The organism is Parabacteroides timonensis, assembly GCF_900128505.1.
Taxonomy (GTDB): domain Bacteria; phylum Bacteroidota; class Bacteroidia; order Bacteroidales; family Tannerellaceae; genus Parabacteroides; species Parabacteroides timonensis.
Map to the genome: position 1 here is coordinate 733,852 of NZ_LT669941.1, position 24,280 is coordinate 758,131.

Here is a 24,280-nt window from a genome sequence, read left to right on the forward strand (position 1 = left end):
TATGAATGTTTATTACTTCTTTTCCGGATGTTTCTTTTTATACTGCCAGTCCTCATAGGTAAGGTAAGCAATCATTATCAATCCAAAAATGCTCATTCCACCAAATAAGTAAATCGCTTCCATTATTTCCTTTTTTTATAAAAAATAAATCCTAGTTTGACAAAAACGATGGTAGTTGATATTCCCAATAGTAATACTGATTGTCTATCAACTTTCATGTCCAATAAAGTGCTGAGTACAACCCCGGCAAATACCAACTTCGCAATATCGACAAAGAAATCGCCAAGCTTTTCATTAATAACCACCTGTGGTGGAATAGTCTTTTGTTTCATAGTTATAAGTTTTATTAAATGTATTGGCAAATATAAAGATTCCGATAAGAAAAAACAAATGTTTGAATAAAAATAAAGGCTGGAAATAGTTTCCAGCCTTCGCATATAAAGAATTTGTATGAATATACGTTATAGCCCACTGAAATCAACCCCATCAAACAGAAGTGACGGAATGCGCCAGCTGGAGAACAGGCGTGGATCGTTTCCGGTTTCAGTCAGATTGTTCCATAACGAAATCATATTACCTGTTGCATTCATTTCTGAAATAGGTTGGGTCAGTTTTCCTTTTTCAATCAGGAAACCTTCAATGCCATAGGAGAAATCACCGGTTGTACTGTTGCAGTTACCACCATTGAAACCTGTAATTAGGATGCCTTTGTCGACAGAAGCAATCAGACCTTCCGTATTTTTGTCGCCCATCTGCATCGTTAGAATGGAAGGGGAGGCGATAGTAGGCTTCACATCCATTTTATTAGCAGAATAGGTATCGATATAATACGTTTTTAGTACACCGTTCTCAAATACCGGCAGACGCTTGGTTGCTACACCTTCACCGTCGAAATAACGGGCGCCGGAAGCTTTAGCTATATGAGGTTCGTCTATTAACGTCAATTTTTCACCCAGCACTTTCTGATCCAGTTTATCCAGCAAGAAAGAGTTCTTTTGCTGAATGGAAGAACCATACAAGGCATCGAATATGGGAGATAACAGGCGAGCGGAATTCATGTTGTCGACAACCATTTGGTATTTGCCGGAAGCCACTTTTTTCTGTCCCAGTTTACGGAATACACGTTCGAGAGCTTTCGTTCCCAGTCCTGTTTTCGTCATTGTGTCGTAATACAGTGAAGAATCATACCAATACGATTCGGGACGGGCATCGCCTTCGCCGCGAATGCTTACGCTGGCCACCAGGCTGAAAGAAGAGCCGCAAGCTTCCCCTTCAAAACCGTTGCTGGCTACCATGTATTTAAAGTCTTTCTCGTCGCTGTAAGAAGAATTGGCAGAAATGATACGGTCGTCTTTCCCCATCATTTCATTACAGGTGTTCATTGCCAATGCCACTTTATCGTCGGGAAGGATAGCATCGAATTTCGGATCGAGCAGTTGCAGGTCGGCGTCTCCTCCTTTATAATAAAGAGAAGCATCGGGCAACGTGCGGGCTTTATCTTCGGCCAGATAACGGGTCGAATCGATGCCGTTGCGGATAAACTTTTCCAGTTCTTGTTTATCCAGGCGATTGGTGGAAAATGAACCGTAACGACCATCCACAAACAGATGGATCACCAGACTGTTTTCGGAAGCCTGTTGAAGGCGGTCTATTTTCATATCCCGTATTTCAAACGAACTACTTGAACCATTGTACAGACTTACACGTGAGGCCTGGCAACCATTCTTCAGAGCGAACTCCATGGCCCATTGAGCCAGTTTTTTATTTTCGTTAGTTATCATATCAATTTTCTCCTCCTACTGTAAGTTTACTAACCAGAGCGGACGGCATACCGCAAGTTACCGGACAGGATTGTCCGTCTTTACCGCAAGTCCACGTGCCGTTATCCATTTTGTAATTGTTTCCGACCATCGTGATGTCGGCCAGTGCTTTCGGCCCGTTACCGATGATATTGATATCTTTGATCGGTTGTGTCAGTTTACCGTTTTCAATCAGGTAACCGTCTTTTACAAAGAAAGTAAAGTCACCGGCACCGATTTGAACCTGTCCGTTGGTAAAGGTTGAAGCGTAAATACCTTTCTTCACGGTCGAGATCATTTCTTCTTCCGTTACGTTTCCGGCTTCCATATAAGTGGCACGCATACGAGGAATAGGCATTTGGCGAAAAGACTCGCGGCGACCGTTTCCCGTTGAAGGGATACCATAATGCTTGGCGCTGATACGGTCGTGCAGGTAACTTGTCAGGATACCTTCTTTCACGATATATGTCTTTTGTCCTTCCACACCTTCATCGTCGATGTTAACAGAGCCACGGTTGAATGGGATCGTGCCGTCGTCCACAACATTGATATGTTCGTTGCAGACCTTTTTGTTCAACTGGTCGGAGAAGATAGAGGTGTTCTTACGATTGAAGTCCGCTTCGAATGCATGTCCTATCGCTTCGTGCAACAGGATACCTGAACCTCCGGCACCCATTACGACAGGCATTTCGCCCCCTTTAGGTTTTACGGCCTGGAATAGGATAGCCGTTTTCTCTACTGCTTCCTTAGCTATTTCGCTGATAATATCGTCTGTCAGAAATTCGGCACCCATGCGGAAAGCACGTGAAGCGTATGAATTCTCAATCTTCCCGTTATCTTCCATAATACATACGGCAGCCAGTGTGACCATCGGCCGGTAATCATAATACATCTGTCCTTCCGTATTACAGAAAAGGATGTGCGAAGTCGTATCACCCAAAGATGCCATTACTTTATGGACACGTTTGTCGAGTGCAAATATCTGATCGTTCAACTTTTGCAGATAAGGCGTTTTTTCTTTAACGGCTATTTCGTCCCACGGAGTTTGTACACCGTAGAAGTTGTTGATGATTGGTTCTTCAGTCAGTTTGGCCGGCCCTTTTCCTGCTGTGCTATCGGCGATACGAGCAGCTGTACGGGCAGCTTTCAACATTTCATCCAATGAAATATTTTCCACATAAGCATAACCTGTCTGGTCTCCGGCAAGGACACGTACGCCCATTCCGAAGTCTATATTCGAAGAGGCACGGTTTACTGCACCATCTTGTAATCCTATATTGTTCCGGTAAGAATGTTCGAAGAAAAGGTCGGCATAATCTCCTCCCTTTTCCAACGCGGCAGTCAGCACCTTCTTCATATCATTCTCACTTAAACCAAAGTGGTTTAATGCAAATGAGATACCGGCAGCTTTGTCTTCAGTACTTCCGGCACAACCCTCTAAAAAAGAGGGAACCGCTATCGAACCAAGCATAACCATACCTCCTGTTTTAATAAAATCACGTCTGTTGTATTTCATGTTGTTTTACAAAATCTCTCTGTTCTCTTTAGCCCATTGCATCACATTTGCGGGCGGACGCTGGGCTAATAATTCTTTTTTCATAAAATCCATATAAGGAGCTACATGTTTAAAAAACTTCTTGTATCCTTTGCATAGATAGTTTAATCCCGGTTCGCCACTGGCTGTATGCAGGAAGCGGTTTTTAGGACATTCGCCGTTGCAAGCAAAAAGAAACTCACACTCTTTGCATTGAGTGGGGAGTTTATCATATTTGTCGGCCCCAAACTTCAGTTGGTGCTGGCTGTACATCATTTCCGTTAAAGTTTGCGTGTAGATATTCCCCAACTTATATTCGGGGAATACGAAGTGGTCGCAGGCATACAAGTCACCGTTGAATTCCATCACACCGGCATGTCCGCAGGTGCGTGCCAGGGTACATATACCCGGTTGTTCGCCTACCCAGTTTGCCAATGTTGCGTCAAACAGCTGGATGTAATAGTTGCCGACATCTTCTTTCAGCCATTCGTCGAAAATAGCACAGAGGAAATCTCCCCATTTCCCGGAATCGACGGAGAAAGAAGCCAGTTCGATATTGGCATCCTGCTGTTCCGGAGAGGTGAGTTTTGTCCCGTCCGTATGTGTCCCCAACCGTTCTACGATAGGGGCGAATTGGATAAAATGGCAATCCAGTTCTTTGAAAAATTTATAGAATTCGAGCGGATAATCGACGTTGTAATCGTTTACCACAGCCATTGCGTTATATTCAACCTGATGTTTTTTCAATAGTTCGATCCCTTTCATCACTTTGAAGAAGGAGGGAAGTCCCTGTCGGTTACGGCGGTATTCGTCGTGAAACTCCTGCGGGCCATCTATCGAGACACCTACGAGAAAGTTATTTTCTTTGAAGAAGCGGCACCACTCATCTGTAAGCAAGGTACCGTTTGTCTGGATGCAATTATCGATCTGTCGTCCACGGCCATATTTCTTTTGAAGCTCAAGCGCTTTCTTATAGAAACTGATCGGACGCATCAATGTTTCCCCACCGTGCCAGGTAAAAAGTACTTGTGGCATGGTTTGGCATTCCAGATAGTCTTTGATGAATTTCTCCAGCAATTGCTCGCTCATGATATGATTCTTTACCTCCGGATACAGTTTACCCTTCTCCAGGTAATAACAGTATTCACAGGCCAGATTACAGACTGACCCTACCGGCTTTAACATCACATAAACGGGTTTTGCAAATGGAGATATATAAGAATTATTCATGGTGTTTTAAAACGATTCGATTATAAATACACAAAGGTACAATTTCTCCGTGGATTTATCTGCAATTTTTACTCTATAAATTCAATATCAACGATCTTATTTGAGTTTTTTTCTGTAACGTTTGTAATCTGTTACGAAACCTTCACACAGCCAGTTTGCCAATGCCTGGCGGTTATCACTGAGAATGAAACGTTTCTGGTCAAAACTGTTTTGTATGTTGCCCAGTTCCACAAACACGGAAGGGGGAGTTGTTTTTCTTAAAACATACAATCCGCGCTGGCCTACTGTGCCTGTAAATCCGCGTCCCGGTTGATGTCTGTTATATTTATGCTCAAAAGTCGATTTCATGGTCTTTGCCAGGTGTTTGCTTTCAGAGTTTTTATCCTGATAATAGAAGAAAACATCTGTCTGGTGACTTTTACTGCGACTGTCGATATGCATGAAAATTGCGCGTTTGTAAAGCTCTTTATCCTTTTTGAATAATGAATTGATCTTTTCGCTCCGTTGTTCAAGGCGTCGCACCTGGTTGAACGGGATCGGGTCACCCATACAGGTTTCACGCTTGGTGTTGTTCAGGAAACGATCGTTACGGATACCGTCTCTGGCATCCTGGATAATGATATGCACTTTGGCGCCCCGCATAAGCAGATTACGCGCCAGGCGCAACATGACGTCGTAGGCATATTCGTCTTCGTGAAGTTCGACGTTCCCCATTTTCCCGATGGCTCCAGGGTCGGGGCCGCCATGTCCGCTGACCAGATAAAAGCAACAGCCTTTCAATTCGGAAGAGGTTACCTGATATTGAGCTAAATCCTTGCCAAATAAGGGCTCGTAATTTGGCTTCTTCGCCGCGGTAGCCGCTGCTCCCTTTAAAGGCGGCAAATGATATTTAACGCCCATTCTCAGCGAGTTCCCACTGCCGAGTCTAGTCTTGTTTAATTTGATAAATTCATCGTGATACTCTTTTCCTACACGGTTATGACGTTTCAGGAAAAGGGTAATTCCTTCTCCACTTTTAGGAAATGCTTTTTCCTGAGCAACAAGAGTCTCGTTGAATATAAAAAGCGTAACGAAGATTGATAGTATGAGTGTTATTTTTTTTGCAAACATGTTTTCCGGTTATAATGCGGTAAAGATAAAAAAAGATGTTGAATCACAGAAATGTCGAAAAAGAAAATGGCAGGAAGTTTTTGCTCTCCGTGGCTCTCTCGCACGCGTGTGTATGCGCATTGTTGCTGTTGTTATAATTTTCTTTTCTTTCCTTTACTTTTCTTTGTGTATTTTCTCAAAAATAAAATTTTCATCTTGGTTTGTGCAGAAAAACATACATTCGGGAGAAACTAAATTTTCTTCCGAATGAAATCGAAATTCCTTTCGGAAGAAATTAAAAATGGATTCGAATGGGATTTTATCTGATAAAAGCTTATTGTATTATTTAAACTTTACATACCCCAATTTCGTATATCGTATATTCCGCGACGTATAATGTTTGATTACCTTGGCAGAACGTATATGCAGTTTTTCTCCGATCCGGTAAGCGTGATCGGCATTACTTAATTTTCCGCTTTCGAGGCTCCGGTCGGTTGCCCGGATAGTAAAGAAAAAGAGATTACCCGACTCGTCGGCCGCTACGATCTTCTGATCGACATAAAAGTGGGTGGTTCCCCGGATTATACTGGTTTTGTAAGGATTGTCTTCAACCTTGATCCGTTGGATGGTAAGATGGATATCACTCAGTTTTTCGTCGATGGTCCCGACAAAACGGCTGATGGGCATTTTGTGTATCCTGGATGTGTTAAGATCCTGATACACCCATGAATAGGTGGCTGCTAATTCTTTAAAGCGCCGTTCACTTTGAACACGGGCTTCGTATTTGACGGCAATCCAGGTTACATATTTAGGATCGATGGCGGCTACTTCGAACAAGTGGTATCCGCGATATTTGCCGAAAGATATGATATCGTCGGCGTTATGGGAAATAGAATCGATACGCATTTTGATCGTCAGCTGTGCGAAAGAGTTGATTACCGCTTTCATCGCTTTCTCAACCGAGTTGATTACGTTGACATCCAAAGTCGAAAGGAAAATATTCGGATGATATTCCGCTCCGGGATTGTAGAACCATAGCGTATAATAGGCGGTCTTTTCATTGGGTAACATGATATAGTACATGCCTTTATCCGTATTTCTTCCTTCGTTAAACGTTTCCAGTTTATCAAGGACAAATTGTTCGATATAGTCTGAAATGTTACTCATAACTCATCCTCCTCATATTCTTCCCTAACAAATATATGAAAAGAGGATGAATTATCCTAATAAAATCGTGATTATTACAGGGAAGTAACCCCTTTTCCGATTATATCAAACGATTCTCCGCAAAGTATTTCCAAAGCGGGGCAGCGTGTATAGCCTGTTTGATCTGATCTGTTTCCAGTAGCTCCTTTACTTCGTCGAGCGTAAGGATATGGACGGTCAGGTCTTCCGTATCTTCCAGATGTTGGGTGGTGACTTGTTCGACATCGGTCGCCAGGAAGCAGTGGGTTAGATTTGTATGTGTTCCCGGATTGGCGGAAACTGTCATATATTCAGTCCATTCTCCGTTGCCAAAACCAGTTTCTTCCAATAATTCACGTTGGGCGGAAACGAGTGGGGAAGGGTCTTCCTTTTCGCAGACTCCTGCGCATAATTCGAAAGAGGTTTCGCCTAATCCATGACGATACTGGCGCACGAAGACAAATTTATGCTCTTTGGTAATTGCTATGACATTGATCCAGTCCGGGTATTCAAAAACATAATATTCCGGTATCTGGTTGCCGTTAGGAAGTTCTACACGTTCGCTACGGACTGTCAACCAAGGCTTACGGTGAAGATAGGTACTTTCAAGCACTTTCCATTTTCTATCATTCAAGTTTTTCATATATTTGTATCAAGTTTTTTTGTTACTTAAACTAACGGACAGCCGGATTGTTTATTATAAAAGTAGGAACCACTAAATTTATTATTCGATGAAGATACACGAATATCAGGCGAAAAAACTCTTTTCTGATTATGGAATACCGGTCGAACGGCATATTTTATGCAGTACACCGGATGAAGCCGTGGCTGCATTTAGCCAGCTGGGAGAAGAAAAGGTTGCCATCAAGGCACAAGTACTGACCGGAGGCAGGGGCAAAGCCGGCGGTGTGAAACTGGCAGGTAATGCAGAAGAAGCCCTTCGGTATGCAGAAAACATTCTAGGTATGACGATCAAAGATTATCCCGTAACCCGGGTAATTGTCAGTGAAGCCGTGAATATCCATCTGGAATATTATATCAGTTTTGTGATCGACCGTAATTCCCGCTCGGTCGTTTTGATGATGAGTGCCGAAGGTGGCATGGATATAGAAGATGTCGCTCATCGCACCCCTGAAAAGATCTTTCATTTCCGGATCGATCCGATGATCGGAATTCCGGATTATCTGGCCCGACGTTATGCTTTTACTTTGTTCGATAAGTTGTCGCAGGTGAATCAATTAGCTGGTATCATACAAAATATGTATCGTTTGCTTGTCGGGAAAGATGCTTCCCTTGTGGAGATAAATCCGCTGGTAATGACCCGTGAAGGAGTCTTGATCGCCATCGATGCTAAGATGACTTTCGATGATAATGCGTTGTATCGTCAACCTGGCGTATTGTCTCTTTTCGAACCAACGGAGGAAGAAAAGATAGAAGTCAGGGCGAAAGAAAATGGTTTCAGTTATGTGCATATAGGCGGTGAGATCGGCTGTATGGTGAACGGTGCCGGTTTGGCAATGGCGACAATGGATATGATTAAGCTTTATGGTGGCGATCCGGCCAATTTCCTTGATATCGGAGGAAGTTCTAATCCGGAAAAGGTGATTGAAGCCATGAAGTTATTGTTGAAAGATCCCAACGTAAAAGTGGTATTGATCAATATATTCGGGGGAATAACCCGTTGCGATGATGTTGCTTACGGTTTACTGAAAGCTTTCGAACAGATAGAGAATGATATTCCCGTTATTGTCCGCCTGACCGGAACTAACGAAAAGGAGGGGCGCGACCTGTTGTGCAATACGCGTTTTAAAGTGGCTGAAACAATGGGTGAAGCAACCCGGATGGCCGTAGAATTATCAAAAAACAGTAAGAAAGGATAGTCATCATGAGCATACTTATTAATAAATCAACCCGCTTGATCGTGCAGGGAATTACCGGACGCGACGGCCTTTTCCATGCGCTGAAAATGAAAGAATACGGGACGAATGTAGTAGGAGGGACTTCGCCGGGTAAAGGTGGAACCGAGATAGAACATATTCCGGTATTCAATACGATGTATGATGCTGTACAGCAAACACAGGCAAACACATCTATCATATTTGTTCCCGCCCGTTTTGCTGCCGATGCGATTATGGAGGCCGCCGATGCGGGCATAGGATTAATTATTTGTATCACAGAAGGAATACCGACGATAGATGTGATCAAAGCTTATCGTTTTGTACAGATGAAAGGGGCGAAACTGATCGGACCGAATTGTCCCGGCCTGATCTCGCCGGGAGAGAGCCTTGTCGGCATTCTTCCCGGAAAAGTGTTTACGAAAGGACATACAGGTGTGTTAAGTAGAAGCGGAACACTCACTTATGAAGTCGTTTATCATCTTACAGCTAATGGAATGGGGCAATCTACAGCCGTAGGAATGGGGGGCGATCCGGTCGTAGGACTTTACTTCCGTGAATTGCTGGAAATGTTTGAAAATGATCCTGATACGCATTCGATCGTGATGATCGGCGAGATAGGTGGCAACGCGGAAGAACTGGCGGCAGAATATATCCGCAAGCATGTGACCAAGCCTGTCGTCGGATTCATTGCCGGACAATCTGCCCCGCCGGGTAAACAAATGGGACATGCCGGGGCAATTATCTCCGGAGGAACCGGCACAGCCGTTGAAAAAATACGGGCGATGGAAGAGGCTGGCATACGAGTTGCCAGCGAGCCTTCTGAAATACCGGAACTTTTAAGTAATAAATAGCAACTTTATCCCTATCTTTGCACCTTCGTAAGAATGAGTAAATGAATAGAGATGATAATTTCGGCAGATTGCTGGCGTTGCTGTTAATCACGCTATGTATCTGTCTGGGGCTATATTACCTGCCGGACCAGTTGTTCGGACAGAAAATAAAAAAGGTTGACTTACTTTCGGATTTGCGGGTAAAGACGCAATCACTATCAATGGATTCATTGCGTAAGCAGCTTGAACAGCCGGATACGTTGCAGATAGACTCGGTTGCTTTGCGTGATTCGATTATCCGTTCTACGGGGATCGATTCGGCGGCACTGGCTTTGCGCGATTCTTTGTACAATGTGATGTATTCCGTTCAGGGAGCCGATTCGCTCGGTACGCATATCGAAGATTATTCGGTCGGCCATATCGGGTTGAAGCGCTTTTTTGCCGCACTCAAAAAGGGTAAAGAATTAAAACGTCCGGTTCGCGTTGCCTTTCTTGGCGACTCGTTTATCGAAGGGGATATTGTTGTTGCAGACTTGCGTTCGGCCTTGCAGAAAGAGTTTGGCGGCCGTGGAGTCGGCTTTGTTCCGATTGCATCAGTAGCCTCGCAATTTCGTCCGACTGTTGAACAGCACTCGGAGGGATGGCATACCTGGTCGATGTTGACCGATCATGATCATGGTTATACGCTTTCGGGTATGATGTTCGAACCGAAGGGAGAAAAAGCATCGGTTTCTGTTAAGACAACAAACCGTTATCCGGAGTTGCAGACTGTCTCTTCCCTGAAATTCCTGTATGAACAGAATACGGCAACCCGTATGAAACTGCTTTGTAACGGCGAATCGGATACAATCAGCGAACTATTGCCGACAACGACCGAAATAACCCAATACGAAAAGAAAGGAACATTTACCGAAGCTTCGTTCTCGTTTACAGAGACGGATGGTTTCCGGGCATTAGGTGTTGCGATGGAAGATAATTCGGGTATTGTGGTAGACAATTATTCTTTACGGGGTAATTCCGGAATAATTCTTGCCCGTCTGGACAGTGCCCGCTGCCGGAGTCTGAGTAAGGTGCGGCCGTATGATCTGATCATTCTCCAATATGGTTTGAATGTAGTGAGCGACAGTGTCCTGCATTACGGATGGTACAATAGCCGTATGACGGAGGCTGTTCGGCGTGTTCAGGTTTGTTTCCCGGAAGCAGATATATTGCTGCTCGGCGTTTCCGACCGCAGCCATCAGGAGGATGGCGCATTTGAAACTATGCCTGCCGTATTGGCTTTACTTCATACACAGAGACAGATTGCCCGTAAGACCGGTATCCCGTTCTGGAATACATTCGGGGGAATGGGTGGAGAAAACAGTATGGTTCGTTTCGTCGAAAATAACTGGGCGAGCAAGGATTATACGCACCTCAGTTTCCGTGGAGGACGCGAAATAGCTACGGCGTTATTAAAAGCATTATTGTTAGAAAAGGAGTTTTATGATGAAGCAGACAAAGTGGTTAATTAACCTGTCGGTCTTATCGGCATTGATTGCGATCACCGTAGGGGCGAAGAACCTTTCGCCAGCCCGTTCGTCTGTTCGGGATACAGGAATGGTTTTGCAGGATACACTGGCCGCACCGGACACTGTTGCGTTGCCTTCTGCCTCTTATAAGATAGGTGTTGCCGTCGATTCTATCCTGTTGCCTGCATCGGATAGCGAAAATGAATATGCTCCTTTAATGGACTTCTTCGCCGCGCTCGATTCATTACGTGCCGGAAAAGATACAGTCGTTACAATCGTTCAGCTGGGCGATTCACATATCCAGGCTGGCCATTACAGTGGACGTATGATGCGTCTTTTACAGCAACAGTTCGGAAATGCAGGGCGTGGCTGGGTGGCTCCTTTTAAATTGAGCAAGACGAATGAACCGGACGATTATTTTATTTCATCTGTAGCCAAAGAATGGGTTGCCGGACGTTGTATACAGAATAACAGGAAGGCTCCGATCGGGCCCGGTGGAATCGGCATCCAGTCCGTATCGCCTTCTATTAACTTCGATATCAGTATGGCTCCGAACAATGGGGCGGGATACTCTTTTAACCAGGCTGTTATTTACCGGGGAGAAAAGTCTATGCCGATGCTTCCTGCTGGTAAATTGAAAGATTCGATCAGGACTACTCTAAGTACGGCCTCGTGTGCACCGGGTGTTGTGGCCGATACATTCCGTATCTCGTGCCTGGCTGATACATTGCAGTTGCACAGTACCCGCCGGAAACAAGGGACGGATAATCTGTTGCCTGCTTCTTCTTTTAAGAATGTTTATTATGGTTTCAATCTGACCAATGGCCAACCGGGTATATTATATCATTCGGTTGGAGTGAACGGAGCCATGTTTGTTAATTATACAGACGAAAATTATGTCCGTCAGCTGGCTTTATTGAACCCATCGTTATTGATCATATCGCTGGGAACGAACGAGACGTTCGGCAGGCGTTTTACCCGCAATGAGTTCGCCGGACAGATCGAAGACTTTATCTCTTTGGTAAAAAAACAGATGCCACATACTGCTATCTTGCTTACTACGCCGCCCGAATGCTATAAACGGGTGACTGTAAACAAGAAACGTACTTATGTGCGCAATGAAAATACAGAACGCGCGGCAAAAGCTATTATAGAAGTAGCCCGTCGTGAAGGCCTTGCCTGTTGGGATTTATTTGCTGCCACAGGTGGAAAAACTTCGAGTTCCAAATGGCATAAGGCCGGACTGATGGGGCGCGACCGTGTTCATTTTACTAAAGAAGGCTATCAGGAGCAGGGACTTTTATTGTATCGCGCCCTGATGCAAACATATAACCGATATATTACAGGCAACGATGTTCGATAATCTGGATTTCTCAAAACTGGGCGAGATACTTACCTATCACCGTCTTTCACCGATACTGTTCAGCAGCGGGCTGTTCTTCTTTTTATTCATAGGCTTCCTGATTATTTACATGTCACTTAGGAAGCATTTACTGGCCCGTATCATATATGTAACGCTTTTCTCCCTTTATTTCTATTATAAGAGTAGCGGACTTTGGTTCTTCCTGTTGTTGTTTACTGCCACGTCCGACTTTTGTATTGCACAGGGGATATTCCATGCTTCTGCCCAGTGGAAACGTAAGTTGCTGGTAGTAGTAAGTTTATGTATAAACCTCGGTTTGTTGGGATATTTCAAATACTTCAACTTCCTGTTAGAGATTATTGCGACTGTTACACGGGAGTTCGGTTATCAGTTTGGAAATACTTCCATGCAAAGTGTCACTTATCAGCCGATGGATATTTTCCTGCCTGTCGGTATTTCTTTTTTCACCTTCCAAACGATCAGTTATGTCATTGATGTATACCGGGGAAAGATAACACCGTTAACCCGTTGGATCGATTATGTGTTTTATGTATCGTTCTTTCCTCAGTTGGTGGCCGGTCCGATCGTTCGTGCCCGCGATTTTATCCCACAGATTTATAAGAATCCGACTGTTACACGCTCAGAGTTTGGAGAAGGTTTGTTTTTGGTATTGTGCGGTCTGTTTAAGAAAACGGTGATTTCCGATTATATCAGCATGAATTTCGTAGATCGTGTTTTTGATGCGCCGTTGCTTTATACGGGAGTAGAGAATCTCTTGGGTGTTTATGGCTACGCGCTGCAGATCTATTGCGATTTCTCCGGGTATTCGGATATGGCGATCGGTATTGCTTTATTGCTGGGATTCCGTTTCAATATGAACTTTGACTCACCCTATCAATCGGCCACTATTACAGAATTTTGGCGACGCTGGCATATTTCTCTTTCTTCCTGGCTGAAGGATTATTTGTATATCTCGTTGGGAGGAAACCGGAAAGGGAAGGTTCGCACTTATATAAATCTGCTGATTACAATGTTGCTGGGTGGTTTATGGCATGGAGCTTCTATGAGTTTTATCATTTGGGGCGCTATACACGGAGTGGCACTGGCTATCCATAAGTTTATCATGGGGCGATTCAGTAGTTTCAAACAATTAGGTTCGGAGATGAAGCCCTGGCGCAGGGTGTTGGGTATATTTATCACTTTCCACCTGGTTTGTTTCGGTTGGATATTCTTCCGCGCCGATTCACTGCAAACGGTAAAAGAGATGCTTACGCAAATCTGTACAAACTTCCATCCGGAAGTATTTACTCAGTTTGTAACCGGTTATAAGGGAGTTTTTATATTGATGATAATAGGTTATGTGTTGCACTTTATGCCTAAGTCGGTAGAGAATGCTCTGCAGGGTGTGGTAACCCGGTCTCCACTGTTGGTACAGGCGGTTATTCTGGCTGTCATGGTTTTTGTCGTGGTACAATTTAAGAGTGCCGGCGTGCAGCCGTTTATCTATTTCCAGTTCTGATGTAAACTAAATATTTCTATAATTATGAAAGCGACCCCGATACTTTTTCTACTCCTGACTGTTTTTGCCAGCGGAATATCTGGAGTAAAGGCGCAACAAAACAATTTGCCGGAAGAGCAACTTCGCTTGCGGCAGGAGGTCAGACCTTATCTGGATAGTCTGATCATTGAAGAACCCAAACCGGAAGATACGGACATTTCTCTGTTTCGTTTGGAAGCGATCTTTCCGGTCAATAAATTGACTCGTTTCGGAACGAACGAAGGTGAATTTACCGCCTTTACGCCTGATAATCCCAAAATGAAAGGGCTTGTAACAGAGCCTATTCCATTGTTGGGTGATGCCAGGATCGCTCTGATCTATTCTTTTGCAGATGATTATAAAAATGCAGTTCCTATTGCTTGGAAATACCGGTTCGAGAGTGTCCGTCAGAAAGGAGTGTCCGGAGAGGAAATGGCTTGCCAGTCGCTTTATCTACATGTATTGAATAACCTGCGTTTTTCCAGAATTAAAGTAGGATTGATGGATGTCGTGCTTTTGCCACCTGATAATGACGGAAAACAGATAAATAATGTGCCTAAACTGGGATACCGCTCTATGAGTTTCAGCCGCACGGATGGCGATCAGTATATGCTTACTTATTTGTTAAAGACGAATGAAGGTGTATATAGCCCGATCGACCGTGCGGAAGGTTCAGACCGTACTTTCCCTGAATATGTGGGTGGATCGTCGGCTCAATTCTGGTTTATCCGGCAAAATATGGAATATCCGGAGAAAGCCATTGAGGAAGAGGTGAGTGGAACCGTTCTTATTGCTTGTACGGTAGAACCAGACGGTTCTGTTACTAACCCGCATGTCTTTCTCGGTTCGGAACCGCTATTGAATGAAGAAGCGATCCGTCTGGTCGGTTTGACAAGCGGGAAATGGATTCCGGCAACCCGTAACGGAGAGAATATTGCCGATGAAAAAGTTATTCCTGTTACTTTCAATCTGAATGACGATGGGATAAAAATAGTGGAAAATACGAAAAAGTCCAATAAGAAGTTACCAATCAAAACTTATCTGTTTTGGGGAGCAATAGCTGTTGTTATTATTCTCTATTTGAAGAGTAAGTTCCGGAAAAAAGACAGAAAGCCAGACCCGGCTCTACGTCCCAATATCTCTGTCAGCAATGATAAGATAGTGATTGTTGCCGGAGTAGAGGAGGCGGATGTGGAACAGATGTTGCGTTCATTTACCGATATATATAATAGTCGGCAATATGATGCGATTATTCGTATCCATCCGATGGGAAAACAGGTATTTGCATTGACTTTCCCGTATGATATCAGTTGGGAAGTTTTCACTGAGTTGATGGATCACCTGCTTTATTTTGACGGGAGTGAATATAAAGCGCAGATCAGAGCGTGGCTGACTTTGCCGAAAGAATGTGAACCGGTTGGCGGTGAACATGCCATGCTGTTCTTTAAAGAAAATGATGAAGATTTTGAACCTCTTTACGTCACTACTCAAAACAATAGAAACTGGAAGGTCGACTACGAAACCGAAACGTTGAAAGAAGCAGAGGGGGGAGAAGAATATGTCAAATCTCCGTTTACCTATAACGAGATTGTACAGAAAAGTTTTATAGAAATAGACTAATATAATAGACTGTCTCAAAAGCATCTTTGTTATGAGTGACTTTTAAGACAGTCTATTTATTTTTTATTAGTTTGAAGTTTGGATTCTTAAATGATGCAGATCGGAGCCTGACACCTCCTGGAAAACCTGCAACCCGAACTCCGGTAACACAGCCAGGATATGATCGAATACGTCGGATTGAATCCCTTCGTAAGGTATCCAAACGGTTGTTGCGGCAAAGAAATATAACTCCATCGGTATCCCTTTTTCTGTCGGTTGCAGTTGGCGTACCATGCACGTCAAATCTTTGTTCACGTCAGGATTATTTTTCAGGTAATTCACCAGATAAGCACGAAAAACACCGAGGTTGGTTTGGCGGCGTCCGTTCACTTTGATAGAATCATCTATATTATGCTCTTCATTATATCTTTCCAGTTCCTTTTGCTTTGTGTCGATATATTCGGTTAATAAGGATATCTTGCGGAATTTGGCAAGCATTTCCGGGGTACAAAAACGTACACTGTTCATGTCGATATTGATCGATCGTTTAACGCGTCGACCGCCTGATTCCTGCATGCCGCGCCAGTTTTGGAAAGAGTCGCTGACAAGGGCGTAAGGCGGTATCATGGTGATTGTATTATCGAAATTCCGTACTTTGATCGAGTTCAGTGTCACTTCGATCACAGTTCCGTCTGCGCCGTATTTAGTCATCGTGATCCAGTCGCCCGGACGGAGCATATCATTGGCCGATAGCTGGATACCGGCAACGAATCCGAGTATCGTATCTTTGAATACCAACATAAGGATAGCCGCGGATGCCCCCAATCCGGCAAACAAGGTAGCGGGTGATTTCCCTATCAGTATACTAATGATAATGATAAACCCGACAAAGAATACAAGCACCTGAATGATCTGCACAAACCCTTTCAGCGGCTTATTCTTAAAGGCTTCTTTCCTGTTGTATATTTCGAGGAGCAGATTTAATGCTGCATTGATAAAACGCAATATGACGGCTACGATATAGATACTGCAGATCATTTGAAGAATTCCCAGCAATGTAGGCATTTCTTCTCTCGGAAGCGCAAGCGGTAGCATGATATACACCAAAATGGCCGGTATCAAGTGCATTAGCTTATTGATAATCTTGCGTTCCACGATCAGATCGTCCCATTGGTTCCGGGTCCTTTTGGCAAAACGTTTAAATAATCCGAGGAAGATGTAGCGGCAAGTATAATCGATCGCGACGGTTACTATTATAACAAGGAACAGCACAATCAGGTTATCCCATATATTTGCCGAATCGTGTACTAAACCCCATTTAACCAGATAACTGTTAATCCATTGCTGTAATTCACTCATAAATATGTCTTTAAAGTTATGAATACAAATATATGGAAAAAATCAGAGCCTCCCAAAAGTCTATCAAAAGTCTCCCGGTACTTATTGTTAGTCCGAATACTGATAGACCTTCAATTCGAACTTGGGGATCATCGCAAAGAAATGATCGAATATATCAGATTGAATGCGTTCGTACTCTTTCCATACTTTATTGCGGGAGAAGAAGTAGATTTGAATAGGTACACCATATTCTGTCGATTGTAACTGGCTGATGATTAAATCCAGATCCGTATTGACTACCGGCAGGCTAGTCAGATACTTTTCGACATACACGCGGAACATTTGCGAATTGGTCGGTGTAACGCCTTCGTCCGGTTGATAATCTGCCAGCAAGGGTATTTCTTTACGGAAAGTATCTATCATTTCAGGTGTGCAGAATTTAATTGTATTCAGATCGAGGAAGATCGATTTCATAACCCGCCGTCCGCCGGATTCGACCATTCCCCGCCAGTTCTGGAAGGAGTTATTGACCAGCGTATAAGGCGGAATAGTGGAAATGGTATTATCGAAGTTCTGTATCTTGACTGTGTTCAGCGTTATTTCCTGTACCACACCGTTGGCATTCGATCCCGGCACCGTGATCCAGTCGCCCGGTCGCAGCATATCGTTGGCCGAAAGTTGTATACCTGCCACGAATCCGAGTATCGTGTCTTTGAACACCAGCATCAGGATAGCAGCCGAAGCACCCAGTCCGGCAAATAAAGTGGCCGGTGACTTCCCCATCAGGATTGCAATAATAACAATACCGACGATGAAGAAAGCCAACACCTGGAATACCTGTATGAAACCTTTTATCGACAGGTTCTTGTTTACTTCCCGGTGATTATAAATATCCATGATAACCAGGAGAAAACCGTTAATGGCCAACAGCAATACAAATACAATATAAACAGCACAGACTTTCTGTGAAATCAGCAGCAATTCTTTTCCCCGGATAAAGGCCATCGGAAGCAACGCATAGACAATAATGCCGGGAATGGCATGTACCAGGTTATGTACAACTTTACGCTTGATCAGCAATGTATCCCAGAAATAATGGCTTTTCTCCGACAATTTTCTAACACTGCCAACAAAAATATATTGACATAAATAATCGACCCCGACTGCTACCGCAATCAATAACACGGCAATAATAATTTCATCGAATGTATCAGCAATCTTCGGTTCTACGCCCCAACCAATAAGAAGTTTGTTCATCCAGCTACCTAAGTTCACCATAATTTGTATCGTTTTTTATATTGATAACATTTAACTAGGCATTTGGTTGAGTCATCAAGTAAATAGATTCGTTTAAACAGAGTTTGTCATCGGATATTTAAAATAAAAAAGCCTAATCATTCCTGATAACAGAAAGGAATCCGGTATCTTTGTAAACCATATATAATTAGTGGTGGTAAAATATCCATGAAAGCATTATTGATGATGATGTTATTTGCAAATACAACGAATCTGTTGGCTGCTCAGAATTCAAAAGCACTTGAAGTAAAAGAATATAAACTGGAAAACGGACTGACCATTTGGCTGAATGAGGATCACAGCCAACCGAAAGTGTTTGGAGCTGTGGTTGTAAAAGCAGGAGCAAAAGATTGTCCGGACACAGGGATCGCTCACTATTTCGAACATATGATGTTTAAGGGAACCGATAAGATCGGAACCATCGACTATGAAGCTGAAAAAATTCTGCTCGACTCTATCTCTGAGAAATACGACGAGCTGGCTATTACTGAAGATGAAGAAGCCCGCACCCGCATACAGCAGGAAATAAACGAATTAAGTATTCAATCTTCCGATTACGTCATACCGAATGAATTCAATCGTTTGATCTCTAAATATGGAGGCTCGGGGTTGAATGCGGCTACATCCTACGATGCTACGATCTATTTCAATACCTTTTCTCCTCAATATATGACTCAATGGGCGGAGATAAACAGCGAACGTTTATTGAATCCTGTTTTCCGCCTGTTCCAAAGTGAGTTGGAAACGGTTTATGAAGAAAAGAATATGTATGGCGATTTTATCGGTGGCCCGGTAATGGATCGTCTGCTTGCCCGGTATTTTGCTCCACATCCTTATGCGTATCCGATCATCGGTAGCACAAAGAACTTGAAGAATCCGCGCCTGACGGAGATGCGAAAATTCTTTGAAGAATATTATGTCGCATCCAATATGGCATTGGTTCTGAGCGGTGATTTTGATACGGAAGCTGTGTTGCCCATTCTGGAACGTACTTTTTCGCGTATTCGTCCGGGAGAAGCTCCAAGGAAAGATATTGTGACTTTACCCCCCTTCAAAGGGAAAGAAAAGATGAAGGTCAAATTCCCTGTTCCATTAGTAAAAGTTATGGGATTGGGGTTCCGTGGTGTTCCGGCTAACCATGAAGATCAGGCGGCGCTCGCTATTGCCGTTAATATGCTGAATAATGCTAACGGTACCGGATTTCTTGACAAACTGATGGTCGACCGGAAAATAACGGCCTGCATGGCTCTAAACGAAAGTATGAATGAAGCCGGAATATTGGCTGTCGCTGTTGTACCCAAGCTGATGCTTCAAACTTATGGTGGAGCAGAAAAGCTTGTCTGGCGTGGGATCAACCGGATCAAAGAAGGCGATTTCACCGATGAAGTATTTAATAGCCTGAAGCAGGAACAGCGGCGTCAGTATGCATCCAGCCTTGAAAATATCGATTCGCGTGCGCGGATCATGATGTCTCTTTATTCGCAGGGTAAAAGTTGGGAGGATTATTTGCAGGAAGTGACAAAGATCGATGCTCTGACACGGGAGGATATCATGCAGGTTGCTCGCAAGTATTTCAGCGAAAATTATCTCTGTGTGACGAAAAAGACCGGCAAATATCCAAAAGATAATTTGAAGAAACCGGATTTTACTCCTGTTGTCCCAAAGAACTCGGAGGCCAGTTCCGAATATGCCAAACAATTGGAACAAATGCCGACCCAGACAGTGGAACCTCGTTTTATCGACTTTGAGAAAGACGTACAAATAACAAAACTTAATCCGCTGGCAACTTTATATACGACTACTAATCCGGTCACCGATATATTTTCGCTTAACCTGATCTATCAGGTCGGGACATTGGAGCAGCCGCAGTTAAACTATCTGGCTAATTATCTCCAGTTTCTTGGGACAGACTCTTTGTCGTTCCAGGATTTCAGAACCCGGTTGCAGGTGTTAGGCAGTACCATGTCTTTCGAAGCAAACGACAAGCAGTTTGTTATTCGTATAACAGGCTTTGATACTCATTTCAAAGAAACCGTTCTTTTGGCCGGCGATTTCATTACACATGTCAAAGCCGACGATAAGCAGATCCGCCAGGTTGTTAATGATGCGAAAGTAATCGAAAAAGCTTTTTTCGAGTCCAGTGATAATATTGCAAATGCTTTACTCGAGAAAGTGAAGTATGGTGAACGGTCGCGTTATCTCCGTAAACTATCTCTTTCTGAGATAAAGAAGCTGAAAGGAAAAGACCTATTGGCTATTTTTGCAAACGTCCGCCAGACGGAGTGCGACCTGCATTATTGCGGAACGTTATCTTCCGATCAGGTGGAAGAGCAGTTAAAAGCCTCTATACCGCTAAAAGAGATAACGATTGCAGCCGGTTCTGATTATTATCGCGATCCGGAAGTGTATGACAAGTCCGTCGTTTATTTTATGGATATGCCGACAGCGTCGCAAAGTATTGTGTACGGTTTTGCGAAAGGAGAGGTGACGGACGATTTATGGTCGCGTCATGCCTCCCGTTTGTTCTCTGTTTATTTCGGTGGAGATATGTCGTCGTTGATGTTTCAGGAGATAAGGGAATTCCGTTCGTTAGCCTACCGTGTTAGCGGGCGTTATTTATTGCCGCCTCATAAACTGGAAGGAAAAGCCGGTGAGTTTGTTACGATGTTGTCAACTCAAAGCGATAAGACATTGGATGCAATGGAAGTGATGAGCTCTCTGATCAGTGACATGCCGGAAAAGCCTGATAGAATATCGACGGTCAAGCAATTGATCACCAATCAGGTGAACAACGATTACCCATCCTTCAGGGAGTTGTCGGAAAAGGTGGCAGGATATAAAAGGAATGGCTTTGAAAGTGATCCGAATGAAGCTCTATTGTCCGGCATCTCGGATATGGATATGAAAGATATTGTCCGCTTCTACCGTCATAATATCCGGCTGAAGCCCATTGTTTATGTTATTGTAGGCAATTCCAGCCGTATAGATATGAAGAAGCTGGCTGAGTATGGAGAGATTATCAGATTGAGAAAGAAAGATATTTATAAATAATAATGTATAGTAAAGACGAATTAAAGAACCTGAAACTGGAATTTTGGGAAAGCTTTGCCGCCTTTTGTGAAGTTCAGCCAAACCTGAGAGGGCGTAAGAAGATATGGACGCTATATGATACCAAGGTGAAAGGCGTGGAACTGAAGTTTGACGCGAACCGTACAGGCGCTTATGTAATCCTTGAAGTGAATCATAAAAGGGAAGATCTCCGGTTGGAAATGTTCGAGCGCCTTACATGGTATAAGGATACGCTGGAGCAGGATTTTCCAGAAGGTTTGATCTGGGATATTTGTTTTGTAAGGGAAACAGGCAAAGAAGTTGCCCGTATTTATATAGCTAAAGAAGGAATCGATTTCCATCGTAGACAAGATTGGGGAGAATTCTTTACTTTTATGGCGTCGCAGATGTACATTCTGGAACGTAATTTTATGTCGATCGCTGAATATTTGAGAGAGTAAAAATATATGGAACACATTCACACGATATGCCATATTGCTGGAATAGCAGCCATTGGCTTGTTAACAGCCTGCGGAACACAGCAAAGAGACGCTGCGTTGCAGGAAGCCGGAGTAAGTCGTGAACTGGCACAGTTCAGAAAAGAGCATTTCGGGCAGGTCAAGTATAATCTGTTTTTCTCCATTCCGGAGACGAAACAGGAACCTGTCAAAGGTAATGCCGAAATTCAATTGTCCTTACAGAAAAAACAGCCGATTATCATAGATTTTCGTGAAGAATCTTCGCAAGTTGCATTGGTATTGTTGAATGGGCAACCTGTTCCCTATGAAGTCAAGAATGAACATATTCTTATACCGGCAGAAAGAAGTGTTGTCGGAATGAATAAAGTGACCGTTGATTTTATTCCCGCCGACCAGTCTTTGAATAGGAGGGACGAGTTCCTTTATACTCTGTTGGTTCCTGATCGGGCACGGACTGCTTTTCCCTGTTTCGATCAGCCGGATATGAAGTCCCTGTTTACCCTGACACTGGAAATGCCGGAAGAGTGGCAGGCGGTGGCAAACGGGGCAATCGAGAGTACGGATACAGTATCTGTTCCTGGTCGTAAGATCATTTCTTTTAAGGAAACGGAGCCGTTAAGCACTTATTTGTTTGCTTTCACTGCCGGAAAGTTTGTTCGCGAAACATATACGCGGGACGGAAGAGATATATCTATATATCACCGGGAAACTGATCCGAAAAAGATAGCCCAGTGTCCGGCAATCGCATCAGAGGTATTCGATGCATTAGCCTGGATGGAAGAATATACGGATGTCCCGTATCCTTTTGCCAAATATGATCTGATCATCCTTCCCGGATTTCAGTTTGGCGGCATGGAGCATACAGGAGCTACATTTTATACGGATCGGAGAATGTTTCTTAACGAAAGTCCGACGTTGAACGAGCAATTAAGCCGTAGCGCACTGATTGCCCACGAAACGGCTCACATGTGGTTTGGCGATTATGTCACCATGCAATGGTTTGATGATGTGTGGACGAAAGAGGTTTTTGCCAACTATTTTGCTTCACAGATCGTGACACCTTTGTATCCGAATGTGAATCATGCACTGAGCTTTATGCAGGATTACATTCCACCGGCCTATTCAGAAGACCGTACTGCCGGAGCGAATCCTATCAAGCAAAACCTGGATAATCTTCGTAATGCAGGTTTAGTGTATGGCAACATTATCTATGATAAGTCGCCGGTAGTCCTTGAAATGCTGATCAAGAAAATGGGGAAGGACGCTTTTCGTCAAGGTATTCAGGAGTATCTGAAAACTTATGCTTATGGGAATGCAACCTGGGACGGGCTTATCAGTATTCTGGATAAATATACTGATGATGACCTGGCCTCCTGGAGTCATATCTGGGTGAATGAAAAAGGAATGCCGGAAATCACAGCTTCGCTCGTTGGCGATAGTCTGATCGTGACTCAGAAAGATCATTTTAACCGTGGCCTTAACTGGCCGCAGGATCTGTCTTTCCTGATTGTTCCTAAAAATGGGGATCCGAATGAAATTTCAGTTTCTCTCGAGAGAAATTCAAATTCCATCCGAGAGAAACTAAAAGTGCTCCCGGAAGAAGGAAGTTTCATTATTCCTAATATAGATGGAAAAGGATATGGTTTTTTCCATCTGAATGAAACGGATGCCCAAGCATGTGCAGCTTATCTGCCTGGTTGTAAAAATGAGTTGTTGAGAGGTTCTATATTGATCACTCTGTATGAGAATCTGTTAAACCAGGCTATTACTCCGGCGTTATTTATGGAAACGATGCTGAACTATTTACCGAAAGAAGATAACTCATTACTATTTTCCGCTGCTTTGAGTTATATCGGGAATTGTCAGCGTCTGTATCCGGCGGAGACGGAGACTTTAGAAAAGACTTTGTGGCAAATCGTAACTACATCCTCTGTCCCGCAGCATCGCCTGCAGGCTTTCCGTTCATATCGTTCTTTGGCCAAATCTCCGGATGCGATTACTACATTATATAATATATGGAAAAAAGAGCAAGCTCCGGTTAGTTGTATTTTAAGTGAGAATGATTATATCAGTCTATCTTATGTGTTGGCACTTCATTTACCGGAACAGGCTGATAATATCGTCAATACTCAGCAATCGCGTATAACAAACCCTGACCGGAAGCGCGAATATGCATTTATATCCCCATCTGTATCTCCCCACAAAGAGGTGCGCGACAGTGTCTTTGCCTCTTTGTTGATAGCTGAGAATCGTCGTGTCGAACCCTGGGCTTCTACTGTATTGGCAAACCTGAATAATCAATTACGACAAAAAGAAGCTATTACATATATTCGTCCGGCTTTGGAGGAAATGCAGGAGATACAGCGCACCGGTGATATATTTTTCCCGACAGCTTGGGCGCGTGCGTTATTATCTGGGCATATTTCGCCCGAAGCTAGAGCTGAAGTCGATGCATTCTTTATTAGTTATCCGGATTATCCGCCGATGCTGGCAAATAAAATACGGCAACAAGCCGATCATTTATATAGAATTAAATAAGAATAAATT

18 protein-coding genes are annotated in these 24,280 nt (G+C 43.6%); 9 read left to right on the forward strand and 9 right to left on the reverse strand.

Annotated elements, in window-relative coordinates; all coding sequences use genetic code 11:
• Nucleotides 1-122 precede the first annotated feature (122 nt).
• The 7 genes from BQ7394_RS10520 to BQ7394_RS10555 all read right to left on the reverse strand — a co-directional run bounded on the left by BQ7394_RS10520 (nt 123) and on the right by BQ7394_RS10555 (nt 7,480).
• Complete coding sequence (locus BQ7394_RS10520) at nt 123-332, reverse strand: DUF6722 family protein (protein ID WP_075557395.1); 210 nt, start codon at nt 330-332, stop codon at nt 123-125.
• Between the two features lie 129 nt (nt 333-461).
• Nucleotides 462-1,781 carry a TldD/PmbA family protein gene (locus BQ7394_RS10525; protein WP_075557396.1) on the reverse strand — a complete coding sequence of 440 codons (1,320 nt, stop codon included), beginning with the start codon at nt 1,779-1,781 and terminating at the stop codon, nt 462-464.
• 1 nt (nt 1,782) lies between these two features.
• Nucleotides 1,783-3,315, reverse strand: a complete 1,533-nt coding sequence (locus tag BQ7394_RS10530; RefSeq protein WP_075557397.1) for a TldD/PmbA family protein — start codon at nt 3,313-3,315, stop codon at nt 1,783-1,785.
• 6 nt (nt 3,316-3,321) lie between these two features.
• Entirely contained in the window at nt 3,322-4,563 is a 1,242-nt protein-coding gene (locus tag BQ7394_RS10535; RefSeq protein ID WP_075557398.1) for an anaerobic sulfatase-maturation protein, read from the reverse strand.
• Nucleotides 4,564-4,659: 96 nt separating this feature from the next.
• Nucleotides 4,660-5,673 (reverse strand): N-acetylmuramoyl-L-alanine amidase family protein, encoded by a 1,014-nt coding sequence (locus BQ7394_RS10540; protein WP_075557399.1) that lies wholly within the window; start codon nt 5,671-5,673, stop codon nt 4,660-4,662.
• 321 nt (nt 5,674-5,994) lie between these two features.
• Nucleotides 5,995-6,819 carry an exodeoxyribonuclease X C-terminal domain-containing protein gene (locus BQ7394_RS10550; protein WP_075557401.1) on the reverse strand — a complete coding sequence of 275 codons (825 nt, stop codon included), beginning with the start codon at nt 6,817-6,819 and terminating at the stop codon, nt 5,995-5,997.
• Nucleotides 6,820-6,919: 100 nt separating this feature from the next.
• Nucleotides 6,920-7,480, reverse strand: coding sequence for an NUDIX hydrolase (locus tag BQ7394_RS10555; RefSeq protein WP_075557402.1), 561 nt, complete (start codon nt 7,478-7,480; stop codon nt 6,920-6,922).
• A gap of 88 nt (nt 7,481-7,568) precedes the next feature.
• On the opposite strand from BQ7394_RS10555, the gene sucC reads away from it, so the two are divergent.
• The 6 genes from sucC to BQ7394_RS10585 are packed head-to-tail and all read left to right on the forward strand — an operon-like array spanning nt 7,569 to nt 15,593.
• The gene (gene sucC / locus BQ7394_RS10560) at nt 7,569-8,717 is read left to right on the forward strand and encodes an ADP-forming succinate--CoA ligase subunit beta (RefSeq protein ID WP_075557403.1); all 1,149 of its coding nucleotides are present in this window, start codon (nt 7,569-7,571) and stop codon (nt 8,715-8,717) included.
• A gap of 5 nt (nt 8,718-8,722) precedes the next feature.
• Nucleotides 8,723-9,586, forward strand: coding sequence for a succinate--CoA ligase subunit alpha (gene sucD / locus BQ7394_RS10565; RefSeq protein WP_075557404.1), 864 nt, complete (start codon nt 8,723-8,725; stop codon nt 9,584-9,586).
• Nucleotides 9,587-9,627: 41 nt separating this feature from the next.
• Nucleotides 9,628-11,076 (forward strand): SGNH/GDSL hydrolase family protein, encoded by a 1,449-nt coding sequence (locus tag BQ7394_RS10570; protein ID WP_075557405.1) that lies wholly within the window; start codon nt 9,628-9,630, stop codon nt 11,074-11,076.
• Nucleotides 11,048-12,436 (forward strand): GDSL-type esterase/lipase family protein, encoded by a 1,389-nt coding sequence (locus BQ7394_RS10575; protein WP_235848727.1) that lies wholly within the window; start codon nt 11,048-11,050, stop codon nt 12,434-12,436. The genes BQ7394_RS10570 and BQ7394_RS10575 overlap by 29 nt, the downstream gene beginning before the upstream one ends.
• Nucleotides 12,426-13,955, forward strand: coding sequence for an MBOAT family O-acyltransferase (locus tag BQ7394_RS10580; protein ID WP_075557406.1), 1,530 nt, complete (start codon nt 12,426-12,428; stop codon nt 13,953-13,955). The genes BQ7394_RS10575 and BQ7394_RS10580 overlap by 11 nt, the downstream gene beginning before the upstream one ends.
• A gap of 24 nt (nt 13,956-13,979) precedes the next feature.
• On the forward strand, nt 13,980-15,593 hold the full coding sequence (locus BQ7394_RS10585) for an energy transducer TonB (protein ID WP_075557407.1): 1,614 nt from the start codon (nt 13,980-13,982) through the stop codon (nt 15,591-15,593).
• 66 nt (nt 15,594-15,659) lie between these two features.
• Here BQ7394_RS10585 and BQ7394_RS10590 read toward each other — a convergent pair whose 3' ends face one another.
• Nucleotides 15,660-16,931, reverse strand: coding sequence for a mechanosensitive ion channel family protein (locus BQ7394_RS10590; RefSeq protein WP_075557408.1), 1,272 nt, complete (start codon nt 16,929-16,931; stop codon nt 15,660-15,662).
• 87 nt (nt 16,932-17,018) lie between these two features.
• Nucleotides 17,019-18,188: a mechanosensitive ion channel family protein gene (locus tag BQ7394_RS10595; protein WP_075557409.1), complete on the reverse strand. Its 1,170-nt coding sequence runs from the start codon at nt 18,186-18,188 to the stop codon at nt 17,019-17,021.
• Nucleotides 18,189-18,392: 204 nt separating this feature from the next.
• On the opposite strand from BQ7394_RS10595, the gene BQ7394_RS10600 reads away from it, so the two are divergent.
• From BQ7394_RS10600 to BQ7394_RS10610, 3 genes are read left to right on the forward strand one after another with little or no spacing between them, the layout of a single operon-like run.
• Nucleotides 18,393-21,257, forward strand: a complete 2,865-nt coding sequence (locus BQ7394_RS10600; RefSeq protein ID WP_075559977.1) for a M16 family metallopeptidase — start codon at nt 18,393-18,395, stop codon at nt 21,255-21,257.
• Nucleotides 21,258-21,259: 2 nt separating this feature from the next.
• A complete protein-coding gene (locus BQ7394_RS10605) occupies nt 21,260-21,715 on the forward strand; it encodes a DUF4268 domain-containing protein (protein WP_075557410.1) in 456 nt (151 codons plus the stop codon).
• 6 nt (nt 21,716-21,721) lie between these two features.
• Nucleotides 21,722-24,271, forward strand: coding sequence for a M1 family metallopeptidase (locus BQ7394_RS10610; RefSeq protein ID WP_075557411.1), 2,550 nt, complete (start codon nt 21,722-21,724; stop codon nt 24,269-24,271).
• Nucleotides 24,272-24,280 lie beyond the last annotated feature (9 nt).